Genomic DNA, 22502 nt, shown 5'->3' with positions numbered 1-22502 from the left:
CCGAGCCGGCAGGTGTACTGAGTGCATGAACCAGGCATCCCCGGCGGCCGTCACGCTCGACGTCCTCAGCCGCACCTACCGCTCGCGCGCCGGCACGGTGCATGCGCTGCGCGGCGTCACCCATGTGTTCCAACGCGGCACGTTCACCGCGATCATGGGACCGTCCGGCTCCGGAAAATCCACCCTGCTGCAGCTCGCTGCGGGCCTCGACCGGCCGACCGGCGGGCGGGTGCTCGTCGGCGACACTCGGCTCGACAAGCTGGACGAGACCGCGCTGACCCGCTTCCGACGCACGTCGATGGCGTTCGTCTTCCAGTCCTACAACCTTCTCGACGCGCTCACCGCGTTCGAGAACGTCGCGCTTCCCGCCCGCCTGGCCGGACGCCGTGTCGACCCGGCCGCCGTGCAGGCCGCCCTGGCTCACGTCGGCCTTGCCGAACACGCCAGGCGTCGGCCATCGGAGCTGTCCGGCGGCCAGCAACAGCGGGTCGCGATCGCCCGGGCGCTGCACGGTCGGCCCGACGTCCTGTTCGCCGATGAACCCACCGGCGCCCTGGACCGCGGCACCGGACGCGACGTGCTGGAACTCCTGCGCTCGCTGGCCGACGGCGGCCAGAGCGTCGTCATGGTGACCCACGATCCACTGGCTGCCTCGTACGCGGACGCGGTGTTGTTCCTCGCCGACGGTCAGATCGTCGGTCACCTCACGCACGCCGACGCCGGTCAGATCGCCGCGACGATGACCGACTTGGAGCGATGATGCTGCTGACTTTGGGCCGGCAGACCGTGCGCAGCTCATGGCGCGGCTACCTGGGCGCCTTCGTCGCGCTGCTGTTCGGCGTCGTCCTGATCGCCGTCACCGTGACGCTCATCGGGAGCGTCGACGCCACCGGCAGCCGGCCCGGCGTCACCGCCGACCAGCGCGCCCAACTGGACGACCTGGCCGCGATGTTCGGGATCATGTCGGCGGTCTCGGCGTTCATGGCGCTGTTCGTGGTCAGCAGCACGTTCGGCTTCGTCGTGGCCGGCCGCCGGCGCGAGCTCGGCCTGCTGCGCCTGGTCGGCGCGACGCCAGGGCAGGTGCGCCGGCTTCTGCTGGGCGAGTCCCTCGTCGTCGCGGCCGCGGCCACCACGGTCGGCGGTCTGCTCGGCACGGCGCTGGCCCCCGCCGTTCTCGGGCTGGTGGAGGCCATCGGGATCACCACGCTCGACCTTCGGGCGCCGCGCCCGTGGATCGCCTGGGCGGTCGCCGTGCCCACCGGTGCCGTGATCGCGCTCCTCGGGGTCTGGCGATCCTCGCGCCGCGCCGCCCGGATCGCCCCGAGCGCCGCTATGCGGGAGGCCGCGATCGAACGAACCCGGCCGAGCATTCTCCAGCTCGCCGTCGCGACGCTGTGCTTCGGCGGCCTGGTGGTGGTGGTCGTCGTCGCCGCCGACATGCCGCCGCTGTTCGCCCTGGTCGCCTCCATCCTGCTGCCCGAGGTGGTCGTGGTTGGCCTGATGAGCATCGGCCACGCCGTCATCCCGCGGCTCGCCGCCCTGCTCGCCCGCCCGTTCGTCGCCCGGGACGTCGCGGCCCGGATGGCCCGCGACGAGGTGCGTGCGGCCGCCCGCACCACCGCCGCGGTCGCCGCCCCGGTCGTGGCCATCTCCGCCATCGCCGGGTCGCTGCTGCTGTCCCTCAGCTTCACCGCCGACTGGACGAACGCGCAGGACCGGGCCCGGCTGCGCGCACCGCTCGTCGTCGAGGCGGACAGTCCGGCCGCAGCGGCGGCGGTCGCGTCCGACAAGGCCGTCGCGATCGCCGACGTACGCCGGCAGGGCATGCTCCAGCGTGACGAGGAGGGCCGTCCCGGCGTGCGCAGTGAAGTCGAGATCCTCGACCCCGTCACCGCCTCCGCCGCACGGGGCCTGACCGCCACCCACGGCACCCTCGACGACTTCCACGGACGCGTGGTGGCGGTCACCGCCACAGGGGTCATCGACGCCGGCGTCGGCCTGGGCGGCACTCTTCCGGTCTGGATCGCTGGCGAGCGGGTCCCGTTGCGTGTCGTCGCCGTCATCCCCGACGCACCCGACCTGTACGGCGATGCCGTCATCCCGGCCGGCCTGCTCCCGCCCGCAAGCGAACGTGCCACCGGGACGGTCTTCGTCCTACCGCGGGCCGACGCCGCTGCGGCGCGCGTCTCCCTCCAGCGCACCCTTGCCGGCACTGACAGCCGGATCCTCGGCTCCGGCGACTGGATCGACGCCACCACGGCCCAGACCCGCCAGGCCAACAACCTCAGCCTCACCATCCTGCTCGGACCGGCCGGTCTCTACGCCGCCATCGCGATCGTCAACGCCACCCTCATCGGCGGATCCCAGCGGCGCCGGCAGCGCGACCTGGTCCAGTTCCTCGGCGCGACCCCCGACCAGGTCCGGCGAGCAGCCATCTGGCAGGCCGCCCTCGTCGGCGGCACCGGACTGCTCCTGGGCGGTGCCACCACCCTGCTGCTCGGCTGGCTCGTACGCCGCGCCATCACCGCCGACCTGGTCGGCATCGCGGTGCCCATCACCATCCCGTGGCTCCCGCTGCTCGGTATCGGCGTCACCTGCGTGCTGCTCACCGTGGCCGCAGCAGCGGCCGGTATCCGTACGCGCAAGGCTCCACATCTAGCCGGGAACGCGCCATGAGCGTGGATCCCGGAAGACTTCACGGTGTTGAATCGTGCCGACAGGAGATCCCGAGGTCCCGTGTTCTTCCCCGCGTCCTGGCAGGGGGTCTGCGGACCGGGACCGCCCGGAGGCGTCACCGTCGAGCCTGTTGATCACGCCCCCCGGCCGGTCCGGTGGCGGGTTGACCACGAAGCTGCACCTGGCATATGAGCAGGGACAGTGCCGCACCCGGAGGATCGTCGCGCGCCAGAGCAACGACGGTTCGAGTCCCTGGTCGTTCCACGGATGGCATCCGGTCCCGCGCAGGTCCGATCTTCGTGACCGAACCTGTGCGGGACCGGATGCCTAACTCGTGCTACCCGAGTGTCGGACCGATCGGATGATCAGCCGAAACAGTTGGGCACCGGTGGTGAGCTGGGTGTGCAGTTCGTGGGCCGGTTGCCGCTGATCACCGTCTTCTGGTCCACTGTGACCTGGCCGCCGTCGTTGAAGATCCCGCCGGGTGCCAGGACGGAGATGTTGTCGGTGACCTTGCTTTCGGTGAGGGTGAGCGAGCTGTTGTTGTAGATTCCGCCGCCCTGGGAGTTCGAGCCGATGGCCCGGTTCCGGTCGACGTGGGTGCGGCGCAGTACGACGGTGCCGTTGCCGTTGTAGACGCCGCCGCCGTGTTCGATGGTGCTGTTCGTGCTGGCGACGTTCTCGTTGATCGAGGTCTCTTCGGCCACGAACTGGCCGATCTGGTTGTAGACGCCGCCACCCCGTTGGCCGGCTTCGTTGTGGTGGACCTTGCCGTGCCGGAGGTGGAAGACGCCGTCGGAGAAGATTCCGCCGCCCTCGCTGCCGGCTCGGTTGTCGTTGACTTCGACGTTCCGGGCCTCGGTGGTGGAGTTGATGCCGCCGCGGATGCCGCCGCCACGGAAGCCTGCGGTGTTGTTGTCCAGGTGGACGTTCTCGAGCACGGCGACCTGGCTGTTCGACAACCCGCCACCAGCACCACCGATGGGCAGAACGGTGACGACCCCGATCGTGTTGTTGTAGCTCAGCCGGGTGTTCTGCACGGTGAGGTTGCCGTTGTTGTGGACGCCTCCGCCGTCGTACAGGGCGCTGTTGTTGCTGATGTTGCTGCCGCTGTCCTTCTTCTTGTCCTTGTCCTTGCCGTTCCAGTCCTTGCCGTGGTCGTTCCCGCCGAGGATCTTCGTGACGCCGAAGTTGGCGATACCACCGCCCGTGCCGTTGGTGTGGTTGTAGACGACGTCGGTGTTCTCGATGGTGGCCCTGCCGCCGATGTCGACCCGGATGCCACCGCCGCCGGCGCCAATCCCGCCGTCGGCTTGGCCGCCCTTGATGGTCGCGTCGCGCAGCGTCAGGTCGCCGCCGGCTCCGACCTCCAGGATCCGGAACGGGGTGGCGTTGGCCGCGCGGACGATGGTGGACCCGTTCCCGTCGATCACGACCTGCTGGGTGATGATCGGCAGGCCGACCGCACCGAAGGGCACCGGTGGCTGGGGTGCGGATCTGTTGAGCGTGTAGGTGCACTTCTGGGCGAGCCGGAGCTTCGCCCCGGAGTCGGCGTTCGCGCGGACGATCGCCGCGATCAGCTCGTCGGCGTTGCAGGGTACGGACCGGAAGTCGTCGCCCCTGTCGTCTCGATGGTCGCCGTCCTTCTTGTGGTCCTTGCCGTCGCGGCCGCCCGGGTCCTTTCCTCCGTGGTCGTCGCCGCTGCCCCGGTTGCCGTCGGCGAGGAGCTGCGCTCCGGCGTTGGAGGGGTTGCTGCCGCTCATCCCGGTTGCTCCGCTCACCCCGGCCGGGGTGAAGGCGGCCAGACCGACCACTCCGGTCAACCCGGCCACCCCGGCGACGAGCCAGCGGGCCCGGCGCCGCTTCGGCGGACTGACCTGACCTGCCGCGACTTCGCTCATGTTCGGGTGCAGATAGTTGGACATCGAGCTACCTAGCCCTTCTCCGTACACCAGGTTTCCGCACGTCACAGCGGTGCAGAAGGCGACAAATCGGTTGTCGCCACCAAGGCGACGCTAGTTGAGCGATCCTCACATCAAACGGTCTTAAGCGAAAAATACCTACATTCGGCGTACGCGTCACTCCCGCCCCAGCAGCGCCACCAGGCCCTTCCGTCCTGCCGGCACCGCGCGACCCGGCGGGCATGATCCGCTCGCTCGCTCGCCTCGCCGAGGCCGGCAAGCGGCAGGCACGACGAGGGGGTGGCCGGCGACACGGGGCGCGGGGCGCCGCGCCGGCCAGGACACTCGGGTTGCTGGCGCTTGACGTGGGCCAAATCAGCGACAAGAATTTACAAGGATCGCTGTTAGCGTTAACAATCCGTCCCAGTGCTGCGACGGCATCGTCATGCCGATGTCGCGGCGGTCGCGACGGCCTGACTCCTCGGTCAGCACTACCACTGCAGGGGAGAAATCTATGCGAACGAGGGCAAGATGGCTCGCGGCGACTGCCGCACTCGGTGTTGTCCTCGCCGGGGTGCTGACCTCGACCGGCCCGGCCAACGCGGAATCCAACGGCGGGGTGCGGGTGATGCCTCTCGGCGACTCCATCACCGAGGGCACCCAGGTGCCGGGCGGGTACCGCATCGGGCTCTGGCAGCGCCTCGTCAACGGTCGATACACTGTGGACTTCGTCGGGTCGCAGTTCAACGGGCCAGCTAGCCTGGGCGACCACGACCACCAGGGACATCCCGGCTGGCGCATCGACCAGATCGACGCGAACATCGTCGGCTGGTTGAACACCCAGCGACCGCAGACCGTCCTACTGCACATCGGTACCAACGACATCTTGCAGAACTACAACGTGAGCACCGCGCCGAACCGGCTCTCCACCCTGATCGACCGGATCACCACCACGGCTCCCACAGCGGAAGTGTTCGTCGCGCAGATCATCCCGCTCTCCAACAGCAACCAGGAAGCGGCCGCGCGCACCTTCAACGCGGCGATCCCCGGCATCGTGCAGAGCAAGGTGAACGCCGGCAAGCGAGTGCGCCTGGTCGACATGCACAGCGCGCTCACCACCGCCGATCTGATCGACGGCGTCCATCCCACGTCCGGCGGGTACGACAAGATGGCTGCCCGCTGGTACAGCGCACTGCAGTCGGTGCCCGGCAGCATCGGAGAACCGGGCAGCGGCGGCGGGCAGACCACCGCGATCGTGGGCACCCTGTCCGGTCGCTGCGTCGACGTCCCCGGCTCTTCCACCACCAACGGCACCCAGGTGCAGTTGTGGGACTGTCACGGCCGCACCAACCAGCAGTGGACCTACACGAGCGGCAAGGCGCTGACCGTGTACGGCAACAAGTGCCTCGACGCCGCCGGCTATGGCACCTCCCCGGGCACCCTGGTCACCATCTACGACTGCCACGGCGGAACGAACCAGCAGTGGAACGTCAACGCCAACGGCACCATCACCGGAGTGCAGTCCGGCCTCTGCCTGGACCCGTACAACGTGGGTACGGGCAACGGCACGAAGCTCGTCCTCTGGACTTGCACCGGCCAGGCCAACCAGCAGTGGAGCCGCCGATAGCTCGTACGGTCGCGGCGGGTGGTCGGATCGTCTGTGATCCGACCACCCGCCGGCGCCTCCGCCAGGTGAATGGTCGTTCGATTCGGACCCAATTTTGATCGTTCTACGCATGCTGTCCGAGCTGGCAGTCCGAGCGGGACGGCTCACTGATCACGGCGAAGAAGACCGCGGAGAGCCCACGGGTGGGAACGATCCCCGAGCTGCTGCTGATTGTGGACACCCATGCCGGCACCGCCATTCTCGGCAACGTCGCGTACATCAGCCGTCTGCTGACGTCGGGTGGCGTCGCCCCGGCCGGCGCCTGCACCGACGGCGCGACGGTGGCCGTGCCGTACGGGGGCGGCTTCAGTAGCGTCAGCCGCGACGAGGCGACGAGCCCCGGTCGTGGCCGCCTGTTGGACGGCATCGACGGGATTCGGTGGGCGGGCGATAGGCTGCGGCCGGCGTCGAAGTGACCTAAGGGGACGGATGATGGGCGGATCGGTTCGCGCGGTGGTCGCGGTCTGCGGGCATCTGGCGTGAGCGACGGGTTGCGTCCCGGTGACCCGGCACGCCTCGGTGGGTACGAGGTGCTCGACCGGCTCGGCGACGGGGGCATGGGCAGTGTCTTCCTGGCCCGTTCGCCGCAGGGGCGGCTGGTGGCGGTCAAGGTCGTCCGTGCGGACCTCTCCCACGACGAGGAGTTCCGGGGTCGGTTCCGTAGTGAGGTGAACCGCGCCCGCCAGGTTCCACCGTTCTGCACCGCCGAGGTCCTGGACGCCGACCCGGACCATGACCCGCCGTACCTGGTGGTGGAGTACGTCGAGGGCCCCAGTCTGGCCGAGGTGGTCCGAACACAGGGCCCGCTGGGGGCGGCGCGGCTGCACAGCATTGCGGTTGGGGTGGCCACCGCGCTCACCGCCATCCACGGCGCCGGCGTGATCCATCGCGACCTGAAGCCGGCGAACGTCCTGGTCGCGCCGGGTGGAATCAAGGTCATCGACTTCGGCATCGCCCGAGCGTTCGAGGCGACGAGCCAGCACACCCGGACCAACCACATGGTCGGGACCGTCTCGTACATGGCTCCGGAGCGGTTCGACACGACGTCCGGCCGTCCGACGGGCCCGGCCGCTGACATCTTCGCCTGGGGCGCCCTGGTCGCCTACGCCGCGACCGGCCGCAACCCGTTCGGAGGCGACTCCCCTACCGCCACCGCGATGCGGATCCTCACTCAACCACCGGACCTGACCGGGCTCGGTGGGCCGTTGCGTGAGTTGGTGTCCCGGGCGTTGGAGAAGGACCCCGCTGCCCGCCCCACCGCCCGGGAGTTGCTCGACGGCTTGTTGACCGCAGCGTCTCGGGCGGGTGCCGGCGGGCCGGATCAACTCCCGGGTGCGGCGCCGCCGAGTGTGTCGCCCGCTGCGGGTGGTGATGATCAAGGCGCGCGGTCGACGCCGTCGGGTCTGGCCACGGCCGGTCGCGCGGGTTCACGCCGACGTGGCTGGCTCACCGCGCTGGGGGCGACCGCTGCGGTGATCGCCGTGCTGGTGCCCGCTTTTCTGTTCGGCCCAAAACTGTTGGGCGGGCAGTCCAAACCGGACCGGGCCAGCTCGACGCCGAGCGGTGGCCCGACGACGAGCGGGCCGGCGGCCACGACGTCCACGCCCGCGTCGGGCAAGCCGTCCGCCTCACCGTCGGCCAGCGCGGACCCGACCCAGGCCATGCTGGCCGGGCAGCGGCGAATCCTGCTGCACGTGGTGGAGATCGACCGCGACCTGTCGCTGCCGTCTCACGGCGAGGTCGAGGTCGGCAACGGAACCGGCAAGGACGCGCTGTTCGTGCTCGAACCGGTCGGTGTCGACTACATGATCAAATCGGTGAACCCGGAAATCGCCCACCGACCGTGCATCGGGGTCAAGCTCGATTCCGAGGGGGACAAGTCGCTCGTGGGAGCCGACTGTCGGCCGACCAAGGCAACGTTGTTCGCGATATACCGGGAGGGCAGGGACGACAAGGGGCGCCCCTCCTACGCCATCATCAGCGACGAGTACGGCCCGGTGCAGTGGAGCCCGACCAAGAAGGAGATCTTCGTCGAGTTTCTCGGCGACGCCCCGTTGATCACCACGTTCAGCCTGGTCGATCGAGGCGCGGTCTGACTCGGACGTACCCCGGCGCCTGCGGAAGAGCCACCCGGTGCGCCTTGGCTCGCACGCCGACGGGTTCCTGACCGTCGCCGCGCCAGCGCTCCTGCAGGTCGACCCGTCGGGCTGAGTTCATCGGCTTTGCCAGCAAGCCGTCGGCGATGGGCGGCCGTCGATGTTAACGCGCTCGCGGGGCCTCCTCAAGGGCCCGACGGTGATCCGCGCGGGGGATCTGGGGCGATGCCTGCGGGAACGCGGTTCAAGACGTCCCACCCCACGATCCGCAGCCCGGCAGCGGTAGATGTTCCCAGCACATTACGTCTTGACGAACGGCATGTTATCGCTCACAGTCGATGCCTAAGGACGACGACACCTTGGCTTTCCGGGCAAGCCCTGCCTCGTCGATCTCGAATCAGGCGTGCGCTACTGCTCGCCGGCGTCTTGTTAACGCTAACTCTCTGACGCCTGCGCGCTCGGCCACGCGTCGCGGTACGCCCACCCTCGGGCAGGCCGTTCGGCTCTTGGTCACTGGAGGAGGATCATGTCTGCCCTAGATAGGTCTCCATCGATCGCAACGCCGTCGCGGCGGCGTTGGTGGTTGCCCCGCATCCTTGCCGTCAGCGCGGCGGCGTTGATGGTCGGTGGTGCTGCCGTGACGGTGGTGTCGTCACCCGCCGCCGCGGCGACGGTCGACACGAACGCGTGGTACGTGTTGGTCAACCGCAACAGCGGCAAGGCCCTGGACGTCTACAACCTGGCCACCACCGACGGTGCGCGGATCACCCAGTGGGCCCGCAACAACGGCAACCAGCAGCAGTGGCAGTTCGTCGACTCCGGTGGTGGCTACTACCGGGTCAAGTCGCGGCTGTCCGGCAAGGTGCTGGACGTCTCGGGTCGCTCGACCGCCAACGGTGGCAGCATCGTGCAGTGGAGCGACAACAACGGCACCAACCAGCAGTTCCGGCTCGCCGATTCGGACAGCGGCTACGTCCGGTTGATCAACCGGAACAGCAACAAGGTGATGGAGGTGCAGGGCGCCTCGACCGCCGACGGCGGCAACATCGTGCAGTACGACGACTGGAACGGCACCAACCAGCAGTGGCAGTTCGTCCGCGTCGACGGAACCACGCCGCCGCCGACGACGACTCCGCCGCCGGGCGGCACGTGCGACCTTCCCTCGACGTACCGGTGGTCCTCCAGCGGAGTGTTGGCGAACCCCAGGTCGGGTTGGGTGTCGCTGAAGGACTTCACCGTCGCCCCCTACAACGGCCAGCAGCTGGTCTACGCCACCACGCACGACTTCGGGTCGAGTTGGGGTTCGATGAACTTCGGTCTCTTCTCGAACTACTCGCAGATGGGCTCGGCCAGCCAGAACGCGATGAACTCCGGCACTGTCGCGCCGTCGCTGTTCTACTTCGCGCCGAAGAACATCTGGGTGCTCGCCTACCAGTGGGGTGGGCCGGCGTTCTCCTACCGGACTTCGTCCGACCCGACCAACCCGAACGGCTGGTCGTCGCCGCAGACGCTGTTCACCGGAAGCATCACCGGCTCCGGTACCGGTCCGATCGATCAGGCTCTCATCGCTGACGGTTCGAACATGTACCTGTTCTTCGCTGGCGACAACGGCAAGATCTACCGGGCCAGCATGCCGATCGGGAACTTCCCGGGCAACTTCGGCAGCAGCTACACGACCATCATGAGCGACACCACTAACAACCTGTTCGAGGCCCCGCAGGTCTACAAGCTTCAGGGTCTGAACAAGTACCTCATGATCGTCGAGGCGATCGGTTCGACGGGCCGCTACTTCCGTTCGTTCACGGCGACCAGCCTGAACGGTTCGTGGACCCCGCAGGCCGCGACCCAGAGCAACCCGTTCGCGGGCAAGATCAACAGCGGCGCGACCTGGACCAACGACATCAGCCACGGTGAGCTGCTGCGCACCAACGCCGACCAGACGATGACCGTCGACGCCTGCAACCTGCAACTGCTCTACCAGGGGCGTTCCCCCAGCTCCGACGGCGTCGACTACGGCCTGCTGCCGTACCGGCCGGGTCTGCTGACCCTGCAGCGCTGACCCGATTTGATCAAGATCGACTGAATGGGAACGGGCGGGCTCGGCGTCACGCCGAGCCCGCCCGGCTCATGTCAACGCTGCGATCAGCCCAGGCTCATCGCAGCGGCGTGCCGGTGACACAGGTCAGCACCCGGCCCTGACCACGGGTGGCGCTCGATGTGGTCGTGGCGAAGCCGTGGGCCTCGAGCAGTGCTTCGGTCGCTGTGAGGTTCGCGGTGGCGTGCGCTTCGGTGGGTCGCTCGCCGAAGACGTAGAGCCGTCCTCCCGGTGCCAGCAGGCTGCGCATCCGAGCGATCTGCTGCGCCGCGTCGCCCAACCAGAAGAGGCTGACGTTCACCGCGAAGATCTTGGTGAAGTGGCCGGTCGGTAGGTCGGCCGACTCGAACCCCGCTCGCCGAATCTCGGCTCTGCCGGCGTCGATGTGGCTCAGGTTCCGTTCGGTCGCGAGCCGCACCATCGTCGCGGCGCGGTCGATGGCGACGATCCGACCGGTGCTGAGCTGGTCGGCGACCAGGGAGACGGCAGCCCCCCGACCGCAGCCGATCTCCAGCACCTGGTCGTCGGGCGCGACAGCCATGATCTGCACCGCCCAGCGCTGCCGATGCGCGGGTGTCGCCGGAATCGGCGCGTTCGCCGCGGGCGTCGTGTCAGCGCCGGACGGACCCGGATCGCGGGTCGAAAGAGTGGACCTCACGACGTCACTCGCCGGTGCCTTCTCTGCCCACACCTCTGATTCCACCCTGTCAGCGGAGTCGGTGCACCGTGTCCTCGGTCACCGCGCCGGGCCGACAGGCGCGACAGCGATCAGTGCGCGGGCACCGGAATGACGTCCCCGAGGGCGTCCGTCGGGGCCGGGACGTGCTTCGGGGCGCCGGCGTTGACCATTGCCAGGGAGACCAGTGCCGCCGCGACCACAAATCCGACGGCGACCCAGTACGCGACCGAGTAGCCGTGCATCAGCGCCTCGTTCCGCTCGTGGGCTTGTGCCGCCGGGCCACCGTGCGAGACCAGGTAGGTGGCGGCCGAGCTGGTCGCGATGGTGTTGAGCAGCGCCGTGCCGATCGACCCGCCGACCTGCTGCGACGAACTGATCATCGCGGAGGCGACACCGGCGTCCTTGGGTTCGACGCCGTGGGTGGAGATGCTCATCGCGGGCATGAACGCGGTGCCGATGCCGAGCCCGATCACCGTTTCGGCGAACGCGATCTCCAAGAAGGTGCTGTCCGCGTCGAGCAGAGCCAGCAGCACCAGACCGACCGCTGTGACGAGGTACCCGCCGACCATGATCGGCCGGGGTGCGATCCGGTGCGCGAGTCGGGCGCCGATCTGCGTGGCACCGATGGCCTGCGGCACCGCCATCGGCATGAAGGCCAACCCGGCCATCACCGGCGACCACCCCTTGACCTGCTGGAAGTAGTAACTGAGCAGGAGGAACATCCCGAACATGCTGACGATCGCAAGGCCCACCGAGAGGTACGCGGCGGCCCGGTTGCGTTCGGTCAGGACGCGCAGTGGCAACAGCGGTGAGGTGACCCGTGCCTGCACCACGACGAAGGTCGCGAGCAGCAGCACCCCGGCGGTGAACGATCCGATGGTCACCCCCGCCGACCATCCGCGGCTCTCGGCGACACCGAACCCGTAGACGAGGCCGACGAGTCCGGAGCTGGCCAGCAGTACGCCGGGCAGGTCGAGTCGGGCACGGTGCCGCTCGCCGTCGTCGTGGACGGTGCGGCTGGCGCCCAGGATCCCGATGACCGCGATCGGCACGAGGACGAACATCGCGAAGCGCCAGTTCAGGTACTGGGTGAGCAGCCCTCCCACGATCAGGCCGACAGCGCCGCCGGCGATCGAGACCGCGCTGAACACGCCGAACGCCTTCGCGCGTTCCCTCGGCTGGGTGAAGGACAGGGAGAGCAACGAGAGCGCGGCCGGCGCGAGCAGGGCCGCGAACACCCCCTGGAGTGCCCGGGCGAGCAGCAACATCGCGGCGTTGACGGCCAGGCCGCCGATGGCCGAGGCGATCGCGAAGCCGGCCAGCGCGATCAGGAAGGTGCGCTTGCGCCCGACCATGTCACCGACCCGGCCGCCGACCAGCAGCAGACCGCCGAAGGCCAGACCGTACGCGGTCACCACCCACTGCCTGCTCCCGTCGGTGAAGTGCAGCGCCTGTTGCGCCGAGGGGAGCGCGATGTTCATGACCGCCCCGTCGAGCACCACCATCAGTTGAGCGATGGAGATGAACAACAGGGCCTTCCACCGCTGGGACTCCGGGGCGGCACGACCTGTGGGCATGATTGTTCCTTAAGAGTGGTTTGTGGGTATTCGAGCGACTCGCCCAACGTTAACCACGTTCTGGAACGACCACCAAAGAATGTGCCTGCGGTTACAGTGCCGTCATGGGTGATCTTCACGCCCAAATAAACGTATTTTCCGGCTGAGGATGCCTGATCGAGAGCCGGCCGCCGCTGCGAAGGTGGCCTCTGTGAGTGTCGTTACTTTGTCGAACGTTCCAGAAACGGTTAGCGTTCCGTCCCACGAAGAGCCCTGCGGGCCCCGTGGCGGCTCACCAGTCGAAGTGGATGTGAGACGAGATGTCTGGACGGTTGGAAGCAAAGGTGCTGGTCGTTACCGGCGGCACGCAGGGCATGGGCCTGGCGTTCGCCCAACGGGCGGCCACGGAAGGGGCCCGCGTCGTCATCGGCGCCCGGGACAAGGACCGGGGTGAGGAGGTCGCCGCGCAGATCAGGAACGCGGGCGGCAGCGCCCTCTTCGTGCCCACCGACGTGACGGTCGAGGAGGACATGGCACGGCTCGTCGACGCAGCGGTGACGGAGTACGGGCGGCTGGACGGCGCGTTCAACAACGCCGGCGGTGGCCCGATGGCCAGCGTGCGCGAGACCGACAGCGACAACTGGCACCGGTCGCTCGCCCTCAACCTGACGAGCGTCTTCTACGGCCTGAAGTACGAACTCCCGGCGATCATCGCCTCCGGCGGTGGCGCGATCGTCAACAACGCCTCGGTCTCCGGCGTGAAGGGCGACGGAACCCAGGCCGCCTACAACGCGGCGAAGCACGGTGTCATCGGTCTGACGCGCTCGGCGGCCCTGGACGTGGCGCGCTCCGGTGTGCGGGTCAATGCCCTGGTCACCGGCCTGATCGACACCCCGCTCTGGCAGGGTGTGGTCAGCCAGGCCCCGGAGATCGCGGAGCGCTACCTGTCGGCGCAGCCGACCGGACGAGCCGGCACCTCCGACGAGGTCGCCGCCCTCACCGCCTTCCTGCTCAGCGACGAGGCCACCTTCATCAGCGGCGCGTCCATCGCCATCGACGGCGCCCTCACCGCCTGAGCACTGAGGCGCTGAGGCACTGAGGTCCGGTCCGGGGTGGCGGCTCCAGCGCAGCCGCCACCCCGGACCGGGCAACGCGTCAGGCGATCCGGTAGGCCCGCTGGATCGTCTGCGTGACAGTGTTGCCGGCGGTGTCGGTGGCGGTCAGTCGCAGCGAGACGAATCCGGCCCGTCGCGGATGACCGATCAGCGCGACGTTCCGGACCACCGGCAGGTCGACCCACGTCCGGCCGTCGTCGAACGACGCGGACACGGCGAGCGTCCGGTTGGGCGCGGCGGTCGAGCCGGCCTGCCGGTCCAGCGCCACCGGGATCGTCATGATCCGGCCGGTCCGTGCCGTGTTGGTGTCGTCGAGCACTGGCGTCGGGCGAACCGTCGTCAGCGGCAACCGCTCCGGCGACGTGGTGTGCGCCGAGGTGAAGGTCCAGGCCACCGAGACCGACGTCGACAGGGTGTCCGGGGCGCCTCGGGTGGCGGTCGCCTCCAGCCGGTAGGTGGCCTTCCCGGCGGGCACCGCGAACTCGGCCCACGGGCTGTCCGAGGTGCCGATCTCCTTACCGTCGCGCAGCAGTCGGAACCGCACCGGCTGGTCGTCGCGGCTCGCGGGGCGACCTGTCGCGTCGCCGAACAGGGGCACCGACGCGATCGAGATGGTGTCGCCGTCGCGGCCCGCGTACCCCAGTGGTGACAGGGTCGGCGCCTGGGTCACGGAGGGCCCGAAGGGCGCCGCGTTCCAGGTCTGGCTGTACGTACGCCCCGACCTGAATGTCGAATCCTGCGCGGTGAGGTTGTCCCCCTCGACGAACGTGGACGTCCAGACGATGCCACCGTCGGTGTTGTAGTACTCGGTGCCCTTGAACGGCAGGTCGACAGGCGTGTTCGACCCGATCGGGCCCGCGCCTCCGGGCGCCGACGCGCGGTGGAACCGGGTGGCCGTCGCCGTCGTGGACTGGCTGCGGAAGGTCGTCTTGACGGTGGCGAGGTTCTTCGGTGACAGCTTCCTGGTCAGGCCGGTGAACATGTCGCCAGTGCCGACGTACGCCAGGTCGTAGGTGTAGGGGCTGTTCCGGAAGGTGCCGTCCCTGCCCGGCCGGGCGAGCCCGACGCCCAGCGTCGCGGTGAACTCGGGCGCCGCGACGGCGGGCCCGAGCCGGCCGAAGAAGACGTCCGTGAAGGACACTCCGCTGAGTTGGACGCCCGGGTAGCGCAGGCCGTCGTCCCAGTTGGCGCTCACGTTGATCGAGATCGGCGCGGCGTCGCGCTGCGGCACCGTCAACGCGACCGGCTTGGCGGTGCGGGCGTCGACCGCCTCGGTGACCGGGCCGCGTACGTCCAGGACCGGCTGCGCGAGCAGTGTCGACACGGCACCCTCGTGGATGGTGCTGTACAACGCGTACCGCCCCTTGGGCAGCCGCAGGACGCCGCCGCCCGGTGTCGCGGCGAGGGTGCTGAACTCGCCGGTGGTCAGGTTCGCCGCCACTGTCGTGTACTCGGTGGCCGGCTTGCCGTCGCGTCCGGTGTGGTTGAGCCGTACGTCGTAGCTCTCGATCTCACGGTTCAACACGAAGGGCGTCCGTACCCGCAGGTCGCCGGCGGCGGTCGCGGTCAGCGCGCCCTGGTAGACGCCGTCCTGGGCGTCCACCCGGGTGTCCACGGTGATCGTCGCCTTGGCGCTGCCGCCGGCCGGCACCACCAGCGTGGCCGGGCTGACGGTGAGCATGCCGGCCGGGGCCGGAGCGATGGCGAGCGTCAGTGTGACCGGCGCGGTGCCCGTGTTGCGGTAGCCGACGACCTGGGTGATCGGGCTGTCGTCGGCGTGCGGCCAGCGCTGCACCGGAAAGTCGATGGCGGCGATGTCGGTGGCGACCGGCTGGGCGACCGCGCGGGCGATGTCCACCCGGCCGGCGCCCTGCTCGTAGATGGTGTCCTCGCCGGTCGGCTTGGCGGAGTCCATCAAGGCGGCCTTGAGCTGCGGGCCGGACCAGTCCGGGTGTTGCCCGGCGAGAATCGCGGCGGTGCCGGCCACGTGCGGGGTCGCCATCGACGTACCCGACATGGTGGCGTAGTCGCCGCCCGGAGCGGCGGCCACGATGTCGACGCCCGGCGCGCTGATCTCGGGCTTGATGTGGTTGTCGCCGACGCGCGGGCCCCGGCTGGAGAAGTAGGCCCGCTGGTCGTCGGCGTCCACTGCGGCGACGGCGAGAGCGTCGTCGGCGGAGGCCGGCGAGGAGACCGACTTCGGCTTCCCCTCGTTGCCGGCCGCGACCACGAAGAGGGTGCCGTACCGGTGGCTCAGCTCCTGGACCGCGGTTTCCAGCGGGTCGAGCCCGGGTGCGTCGTCGCCGCCCACGCTCAGGTTGACCACCCGGGTCTGCGGCGCGAGCCACTGCATGCCGGTGATGATGTCCGAGTCCTGGCATTCGGTGGTGGCGCAGACCTTGCCGACGAGCAGTTTCGCCCCGGGCGCGACCCCGCGATACCTGCCGCCGGAGGCGGCGCCGCTGCCGACGATCGTCGAGGCCACGTGGGTGCCGTGGCCGACCGCGTCGCCGGGGTCGTTGCCGCCGGTGAAGTCCCGGACCTCGGTGAGGTGGCCGGCGAAGTCGGGGTGGCTGGCGTCGATCCCGGTGTCCAGCACGCCGACGGTGACGCCGGTGCCGTCGAAACCGGCCTGCCACGCCGCCGGGGCACCGATCTGCGGCACGCTGCGATCGAGGGAGACCGTGCGCTTGCCGTCCAGCCAGATGTGGGTGACCCCAGTGGTGAGGGTGCGCGCGGACGGCGTACCTCGGGTGAGTGACGTCCAGAGGGTCACCCGGTCGTCCCGGTCCGCCCGGACCGCGAGCGCGTGCGCGGCCGGGAGGTCGGCCCGCACCCGCCCGGCACCCCCGGTGGTCGCGGTCCGTGCCCGCTCCGCCCTGTTCTCGGGGTACGCGACCAGCAGCGGCAACTCGGCCGCCCGGTCGTCGTAGCCGAACTCGCCGAGCGTGCTGAGGTCGAACAGGCGTCGGTCCAGCCGCCCGTCCCGCACCAGCGGCATCGCGTCCACCGGGATGACGTACTGGTGACCGTCCTCCCGGCTGCTCACGAACCGCATGCCGGCCCGACCCGGCCCGCGCTGGATCTGCGGGCGCCCGGCCGCGTCCAGCGAAACCCGGTCCCCGGTGATCAGGGTGAAGGTTCCGTGGGTGCCGGGGGCCGGGGCCGCCGGCGTTTCCCGCGCGTTCGCCGGTTGGGCGGTCAGGCCCGCCGCAACCAGCGCGCTCGCGAGTACGCCGGCTGTCAGGGCGCGTCGTTGCCGTCGTCGCACATCGTCCTCTCCGCCACGGGCGTCTCCCGGGTCGGCACGATGACGCCTGACCAGGTCGTTAGGTTGATCACCCTGGTGTGACAGAGACCACAATCGCGCCCCGCGCCGACGTCACCGGTCCACCCTTGCGAGTTCCATGCGGCGGTGACCAGGGGACGAGGCATGGGAGGGCACCGGTCGGATGCGTGACGCCGAAGAGTTCGACGCCCTCTACGCGGCCTGCGCGGGTCGGGTCGTGGGTCACGTGTACGCGCTCACCGGCAACCGCGCCGAGGCGGAGGATGCCGTCGCCGAGGCGTTCATGCGGGCCTGGCAGCGATGGGCGACGGTACGGGAGACGGACAGTCCGGAGGCGTGGGTCCGCCGGGTGGCCTCGCGGATCGCGGTGAGCAGCTGGCGCAAGGCGTTCAACCGGGTACGCGCGCACCGCCGGGCCGCTGTCGACCAGGGGGTGCCCGGACTGAACGAGGACCACGTCGCACTGTTGCAGGCGTTGCAGCGGCTGAGTGCCAACGAGCGCCGGGCGGTTGTGCTGCACCATCTCAACGACCTCAGCGTCGCGGAGGTGGCAGCCGAGATGGAGGCCCCCGTCGGAACGGTGAAGACGTACCTCGCCCGCGGTCGGAGAGCGATGGCCGGGTTGCTGACCGATGCGCACCAGGAGGAGACCTCCCATGGCTGATCCGCGCGACGATCTCACAGCGATCTCGGACGAGGTCCGGCGAGTCACCACGCTGCCGGGAGCGCAGACGTTGCGGCACCGCAGCGACCGGCGTCGGCGGCGTCGGGCGGCCGTCGGCGCGGCGGGGCTTGCCGTGGTGGCCCTCGCCGCTGGCACCGTCCTGGTGCAGGTACGAAACGACGTCGAGACGCCCGATGTCGGTCCGGCCAGCCAGGCCGCACCGCCAGTGGTCGTCCCGTCCGCGACCGCTTCGGCGGGGCCGCAGGAGATCCTCGGTGGCCGGCGGCAGGTCCAGATCGTGCTGCCCGGCATGCGCGGGGCCACGTTGGCGATCGACAGCGGCGGCGATCAGGTGCGGGCCACCACCGAACAGGGCATCGACGATCGGGCGCTGTGGGTGCTGCGCCCCGAGGGCGACAGGTACCGGATCCTCCTGGCGTCCGGTGCCGACGCGATCTGCATGACCGTCGTGCACGACGTCGCGCCGGGCAGCGTCCGCGGTCGGGCGTGTGATGCCGCCGCCTCGACGCAGCTCTTCCGGATCGATCAGGTTCCGGACGGCAGCTACTCGATCTTCCAGGGCAAGCGTTACGTCCAGGTGGTCGACGGCACCAACGCCCTGGTCCCCGACCTGCCCGAGGGCCTGACCACCACGTACGAGTTCCTGGACCGCGGGCCGAGGTGAGCGGCCTCGACAGCGGGGCCACGATCGAGGCGTCGGTGCGCGGCGCGGGCGTGATGCCGCCGTCGAGCCGGACGCTGGCGTCGAAAGGTTTCGACACCACGAGGCCGAAACTTTCGGAAAAACATTGACACTTCGCGATGGATTCGCTCAGGCTTGACCTGGCTGGCAATCGTGATCATCGATCTCGCTTCGTCCCTTCCTGCAACCACCACCTCGGAAGGAGACCTCTAGTGGCCATCCCCTCGGGCCGTTCCAGGACCCGGTCCACTGTCGTCGTGCTGGCGCTGGCAGCGCTCACTGTCGCCGGATCGGTATCGGTAGTGACACGAACGACGAACGCTCAAGCCGCCGTAGGCACGCTGGCCGCGGCAGTGGAGGACGAGGGCGTCGACTGCGCCGTGTCCGGTCTGCCTGACCTGGGCTCGCTGCCCACCAACGCGAAGCTCCCCGACCCCTTCAAGAAGCTGAACGGGACGACCATCACCGCCAGGTCAGACTGGCGCTGCCGGCGGGCTGAGATCAAGGAGCTTGCCGAGAAGTTCGTCTTCGGCGAAAAGCCGGCCAAGCCCGCGACGGTCACGGGGACGGTGTCCACCAGCACCATCACCGTCAACGTGGCACACAACGGCAGAAGCTCGACCTTCTCGGCGAGGGTCGAGCTGCCCAGCGGCACCGGTCCCTTCCCCGCCGTCGTGGTGGTCGGGGGGTTCGGCGCGGACACGGCCACCATCAAGGCCGCCGGTGCTGCCGTGATCAGTTACGACCCCTTGGCAGTCGGGCGAGAGGGCACTCCCCGGACCAACAAGCAGGGCGCGTTCTACAGCATCTACGGCTCGTCGAGCAGCACCGGACTGCTCGCCGCCTGGGGGTGGGGCGTCAGCCGGATCATCGACGTCATCGAGCAGACCGACGGCAGGATCCTCAAGGCGGACGCGATGGGCGTCACCGGTTGCTCCCGTTACGGCAAAGGCGCCTTCGCGATCGGTGTGTTCGACCAGCGCATCGCCCTGACCATGCCGATCGAATCGGGCAGCGCGGGCGTCCCCATCTTCCGAGGTATCCCGGGTGAGGGCGCGCAGAGCCTGAGCAGCGCGTACGGGGAGCAACCCTGGCTGGGCGACGCGTTCGGCTCCTTCACCGGCAGCCCGAACCGGCTCCCGGTGGACACCCACGAGATGGTCGCCATGGTGGCACCGCGCGGACTGTTCATCATGGACAACCCGCACATCGCCAACCTCGGCCCCCGGTCGGCGAGCGTCGCGGCCCTGGGTGGCGCGGAGGTCTACAAGGCGCTCGGCGTCGGTGACAACATCACCTACTGGTCCGACGTGCAGGGCGGCAGCCACTGCGCCAGCCGCCCCGAGTGGCGTACCCCGTTGCAGAACAACATCCGCAAGTTCCTGCTGAGGACGGGCAACGAGCCGGGCGTGATCCGGATTTCCAGTAGGGCGCTCGGCCGGTTGGCCGACTGGCGGGACTGGCCGACGCCGATCCTGACTGACGGCCCGACCACGCCACCCCCGACCACGCCGCCGCCGACCACGCCACCCCCGACCACGCCGCCGCCGACCACGCCGCCTCCGGCCGGTGGTGGCTGTGCGGCGACGGTGTCGGTCAACCAGTGGACCGGCGGTTTCGTCGCCACGGTGCGGGTGAGCGCCGGCACATCGCCGGTAAACGGTTGGACGGTCACCATGACTCTGCCGTCGGGTGCCAGCATCACCAGCATCTGGAGCGCCAACCGGAGCGGTAACACCGGGACCGTTCAGTTCACCAATGTCGCCTACAACGGCGCCATCGCGTCCGGGCAGTCGACCGAGTTCGGTTACCAGGGCGGCGGCACCGGTGCGGGGATGACTCCGACCTGTTCGACCGGATGACCCACGGGCCCGGTGCGGAGGTGCACAGCCTCCGCGCCGGGTCGCCCGGCTGCGCGGCGGAACGGGGCGGCGCGGCTGCGCGGCGGAACCCGAGCGTCAGAGCCAGACCACGAGCCCGGTCAGGTCGTTGAGGACGGCGGCCACGCCCGCCCGGATGGCCGCCGCGCACCGGTCCGCGGTGAACGAGTTCGGGTCGTACGTCGAGGACATCCCGAGCCCCTCGCCACGGAACGACGCGCCGTCCCAGTCGACAGCTGTGACGTTGTGGGTGGGCTCGGCGAGTTCCGCGCCGACCACGAGGAACTTCTCGTCCAGGTGGTTCGGGGTGACCAGCGCGAGCCCGTCGATGAGGTCGTTGCCCGCGCTGACGATGAGGTCCGGGCCCATCTCCATCGCCTTGGCGATGCTGGGAACGCTGTCGTGCGCACTGCCGACGACGATGGTCCTCAGGTCGACGTGCTCGTCATCGGCCCAGTCCTTCACCGCCGTCACGAGGGCCTTGGTCGGGTTGTCCGTACCGCTGGTCAACAGGACGACCCGGTAGTCCTTCGGCGGGTGGACGCCGGCCCACGAGCCGGGCTGGGGGGTGATGGTCGCCTCCGGCGCGGGCTTCGTGGAGGGGTCGACGAACCCCGGGCCGAGAGTGCCGATGGCGCTGGGCGCCGGACGTGGCTCGGACCAGTCGGCGCTGGAGTTGCAGGCAGTGACCAGCGCGGCGGTCGCGGCCAGCATGGCAACGGCCCGAAGCGGGGGGCGCAAGGTGATCGTCCTCCGGGTGGTGGCGGAAAGTGCGCGTACTTCTTCGTATTCCTATCTCAATTCCGGTCACCGGTAATCGGTGGACGGCCGTTCGGGGAATTTGTTCTCCGGCGGTTCGTCGGTGCGCGGGTTGGTGTTCACCCACGGCATGCAACGTGCACTGGCCAACCGAGGGAGTCGAATGTTAGGCCGCATCCGCCGTACCGTTATCGTCGCCGCTGTCGGGTTCGCCGCAGCGGTGGTTCCGTTTCTGGGCGCCGAATCGGCGTCCGCGCACGGCTTCTCGTCGACTGTGTACGCGAAAATTGCGGCGGGAGATGAGGGTCACATTCGGACGGGGGTAGAGCTCGAATACGACCTGCTCGTCGTTTCCGCCGCGGATGCCGGCGACGACGACCCGTTCTTCCAGGCGGGAACCGCCGCGTTCGAGGCGGGCGACACCGCCGCCCAGGCCGCCGCCCTGAAGGGGCACGCGTCGGCGGTTCTCGGGTACGTCTCCGACCGATTCTCGGTGAGTTCTCGGGGTGCGGCCTGCCGGCCGACCCAGGTGGGTGACGCGACGATCGGCGAGCGCGAGAGCGTGCCGTACGCGGACCTGCTGCTCGACTGGACCTGCCCGGAGCCTGTCGACGAGCACGTGGTGCGCAGCGGCCTCTTCCCTGATGACGAGGGCTACGTCAAGGGCACGAAGACGATAGTCACCTACGAGATCGACGGCCGTTCGGGCAGTGCGGCGCTCGACTCCGCCAACCCGTCCTTCTCGACAGCGCAGTCCTGGTACCAGCGGTTCGGCGAGTTCTTCCTCCTGGGCGCCGAGCATCTGCTGACCGGGATCGACCACATCCTGTTCCTGCTGGCGCTCATCGCCGGGTCGCGGCGGCTCCGGGAGATCGTGCTCGCGGCCACCAGTTTCACACTGGCGCACTCGGTGACGTTCATGCTCGCCGCACTCGGCCTGGTCGAGGTACCGGGGGTGATCGTGGAGCCGATCATCGCGTTGTCGATCGCCGTCGTCGCCGGTTGGCACCTGTGGGGGATCTGGCGGCGTGGTGGGCACGCGGCCGATCTGGAGACGGCCGGGCGCGGCCACCTCAGCCTGGATCGGGCCGGCTGGATCCGCCTCGGCGTGGTGTTCTGCTTCGGCCTCGTGCACGGCCTCGGCTTCGCGGGCGCTCTGGGTATCGACGAGGCGTGGTCGTGGACCCTGCTGTGGTCGCTGCTGGTGTTCAACATCGGCATCGAGGTCGTTCAGTTGACGATTATCGCTGTCGTCTTCCCGCTGCTGTTCGTGCTGCGCCGTCGTGCGCCGAAAGCCGGCCTCTGGGCGACCGGGGCTGTTTCCGCAGCCGTGTCCATTATGGGGTTGATCTGGTTTGTGCAGCGCGTTTCTGGATCATGAGTAGGGCTAAGTAGTTCGTGAAGTGCAGTCTTTCGCAAGATC

15 protein-coding genes and 1 pseudogene are annotated in these 22502 nt (G+C 69.4%); 11 read left to right on the top strand and 5 right to left on the bottom strand.

The genetic code is table 11. The features are described 5' to 3' along the window. Positions 1-25 precede the first annotated feature (25 nt). Together NIE111_RS29425 and NIE111_RS29420 are read left to right on the top strand one after the other, a co-directional pair. Positions 26-760, top strand: coding sequence for an ABC transporter ATP-binding protein (locus NIE111_RS29425; protein ID WP_238687513.1), 735 nt, complete (start codon positions 26-28; stop codon positions 758-760). Beyond that, positions 760-2676 (top strand): FtsX-like permease family protein, encoded by a 1917-nt coding sequence (locus NIE111_RS29420; RefSeq protein WP_238687512.1) that lies wholly within the window; start codon positions 760-762, stop codon positions 2674-2676. The genes NIE111_RS29425 and NIE111_RS29420 overlap by 1 nt, the downstream gene beginning before the upstream one ends. A gap of 365 nt (positions 2677-3041) precedes the next feature. Here NIE111_RS29420 and NIE111_RS29415 read toward each other — a convergent pair whose 3' ends face one another. After that, positions 3042-4601, bottom strand: a complete 1560-nt coding sequence (locus NIE111_RS29415) for a hypothetical protein (protein ID WP_238687511.1) — start codon at positions 4599-4601, stop codon at positions 3042-3044. Positions 4602-5091: 490 nt separating this feature from the next. On the opposite strand from NIE111_RS29415, the gene NIE111_RS29410 reads away from it, so the two are divergent. From NIE111_RS29410 to NIE111_RS29395, 4 genes and pseudogenes are all read left to right on the top strand, one after another. Beyond that, positions 5092-6204, top strand: coding sequence for a ricin-type beta-trefoil lectin domain protein (locus NIE111_RS29410; RefSeq protein ID WP_238687510.1), 1113 nt, complete (start codon positions 5092-5094; stop codon positions 6202-6204). A 116-nt stretch (positions 6205-6320) separates the two neighbouring features. Then, a pseudogene (locus tag NIE111_RS29405) lies at positions 6321-6659 on the top strand (DUF3455 domain-containing protein); the annotation flags it as partial. A 63-nt stretch (positions 6660-6722) separates the two neighbouring features. Further along, on the top strand, positions 6723-8339 hold the full coding sequence (locus tag NIE111_RS29400) for a serine/threonine protein kinase (protein ID WP_238687509.1): 1617 nt from the start codon (positions 6723-6725) through the stop codon (positions 8337-8339). A 526-nt stretch (positions 8340-8865) separates the two neighbouring features. Then, positions 8866-10398, top strand: a complete 1533-nt coding sequence (locus tag NIE111_RS29395; RefSeq protein ID WP_238687508.1) for a non-reducing end alpha-L-arabinofuranosidase family hydrolase — start codon at positions 8866-8868, stop codon at positions 10396-10398. Between the two features lie 94 nt (positions 10399-10492). Here the strand turns inward: NIE111_RS29395 and NIE111_RS29390 are convergent, their stop codons facing one another. Then, positions 10493-10975 (bottom strand): class I SAM-dependent methyltransferase, encoded by a 483-nt coding sequence (locus NIE111_RS29390; protein WP_238687507.1) that lies wholly within the window; start codon positions 10973-10975, stop codon positions 10493-10495. 227 nt (positions 10976-11202) lie between these two features. After that, positions 11203-12690, bottom strand: a complete 1488-nt coding sequence (locus tag NIE111_RS29385) for an MFS transporter (protein ID WP_238687506.1) — start codon at positions 12688-12690, stop codon at positions 11203-11205. Between the two features lie 299 nt (positions 12691-12989). Here NIE111_RS29385 and NIE111_RS29380 point away from each other — a divergent pair, with 299 nt between their 5' ends. Continuing rightward, positions 12990-13745 (top strand): SDR family NAD(P)-dependent oxidoreductase, encoded by a 756-nt coding sequence (locus NIE111_RS29380; RefSeq protein ID WP_112736771.1) that lies wholly within the window; start codon positions 12990-12992, stop codon positions 13743-13745. A gap of 79 nt (positions 13746-13824) precedes the next feature. Here the strand turns inward: NIE111_RS29380 and NIE111_RS29375 are convergent, their stop codons facing one another. After that, entirely contained in the window at positions 13825-17055 is a 3231-nt protein-coding gene (locus tag NIE111_RS29375; RefSeq protein WP_238687505.1) for a S8 family peptidase, read from the bottom strand. Between the two features lie 181 nt (positions 17056-17236). Here NIE111_RS29375 and NIE111_RS29370 point away from each other — a divergent pair, with 181 nt between their 5' ends. From NIE111_RS29370 to NIE111_RS29360, 3 genes are all read left to right on the top strand, one after another. Further along, complete coding sequence (locus tag NIE111_RS29370) at positions 17237-17737, top strand: sigma-70 family RNA polymerase sigma factor (RefSeq protein WP_238687504.1); 501 nt, start codon at positions 17237-17239, stop codon at positions 17735-17737. Then, positions 17730-18422 carry a hypothetical protein gene (locus NIE111_RS29365; protein ID WP_238687503.1) on the top strand — a complete coding sequence of 231 codons (693 nt, stop codon included), beginning with the start codon at positions 17730-17732 and terminating at the stop codon, positions 18420-18422. Before NIE111_RS29370 ends, NIE111_RS29365 begins: the two co-directional genes overlap by 8 nt. A gap of 230 nt (positions 18423-18652) precedes the next feature. Beyond that, positions 18653-20302, top strand: a complete 1650-nt coding sequence (locus tag NIE111_RS29360) for a glucuronyl esterase domain-containing protein (protein ID WP_238687502.1) — start codon at positions 18653-18655, stop codon at positions 20300-20302. A 96-nt stretch (positions 20303-20398) separates the two neighbouring features. On the opposite strand, the gene NIE111_RS29355 is transcribed toward NIE111_RS29360, so the two are convergent. Beyond that, positions 20399-21061 (bottom strand): type 1 periplasmic-binding domain-containing protein, encoded by a 663-nt coding sequence (locus NIE111_RS29355; protein WP_238687501.1) that lies wholly within the window; start codon positions 21059-21061, stop codon positions 20399-20401. A gap of 79 nt (positions 21062-21140) precedes the next feature. Here NIE111_RS29355 and NIE111_RS29350 point away from each other — a divergent pair, with 79 nt between their 5' ends. Then, positions 21141-22460, top strand: coding sequence for a HupE/UreJ family protein (locus NIE111_RS29350; protein WP_238687500.1), 1320 nt, complete (start codon positions 21141-21143; stop codon positions 22458-22460). Positions 22461-22502: the final 42 nt, after the last annotated feature.

The sequence above is a fragment of the Micromonospora hortensis genome (genome assembly GCF_022230935.1).
GTDB lineage: Bacteria > Actinomycetota > Actinomycetes > Mycobacteriales > Micromonosporaceae > Micromonospora > Micromonospora hortensis.
The sequence above is the reverse complement of the archived record's forward strand: the minus strand, read 5'-3'. Positions and strand labels throughout refer to the sequence as shown.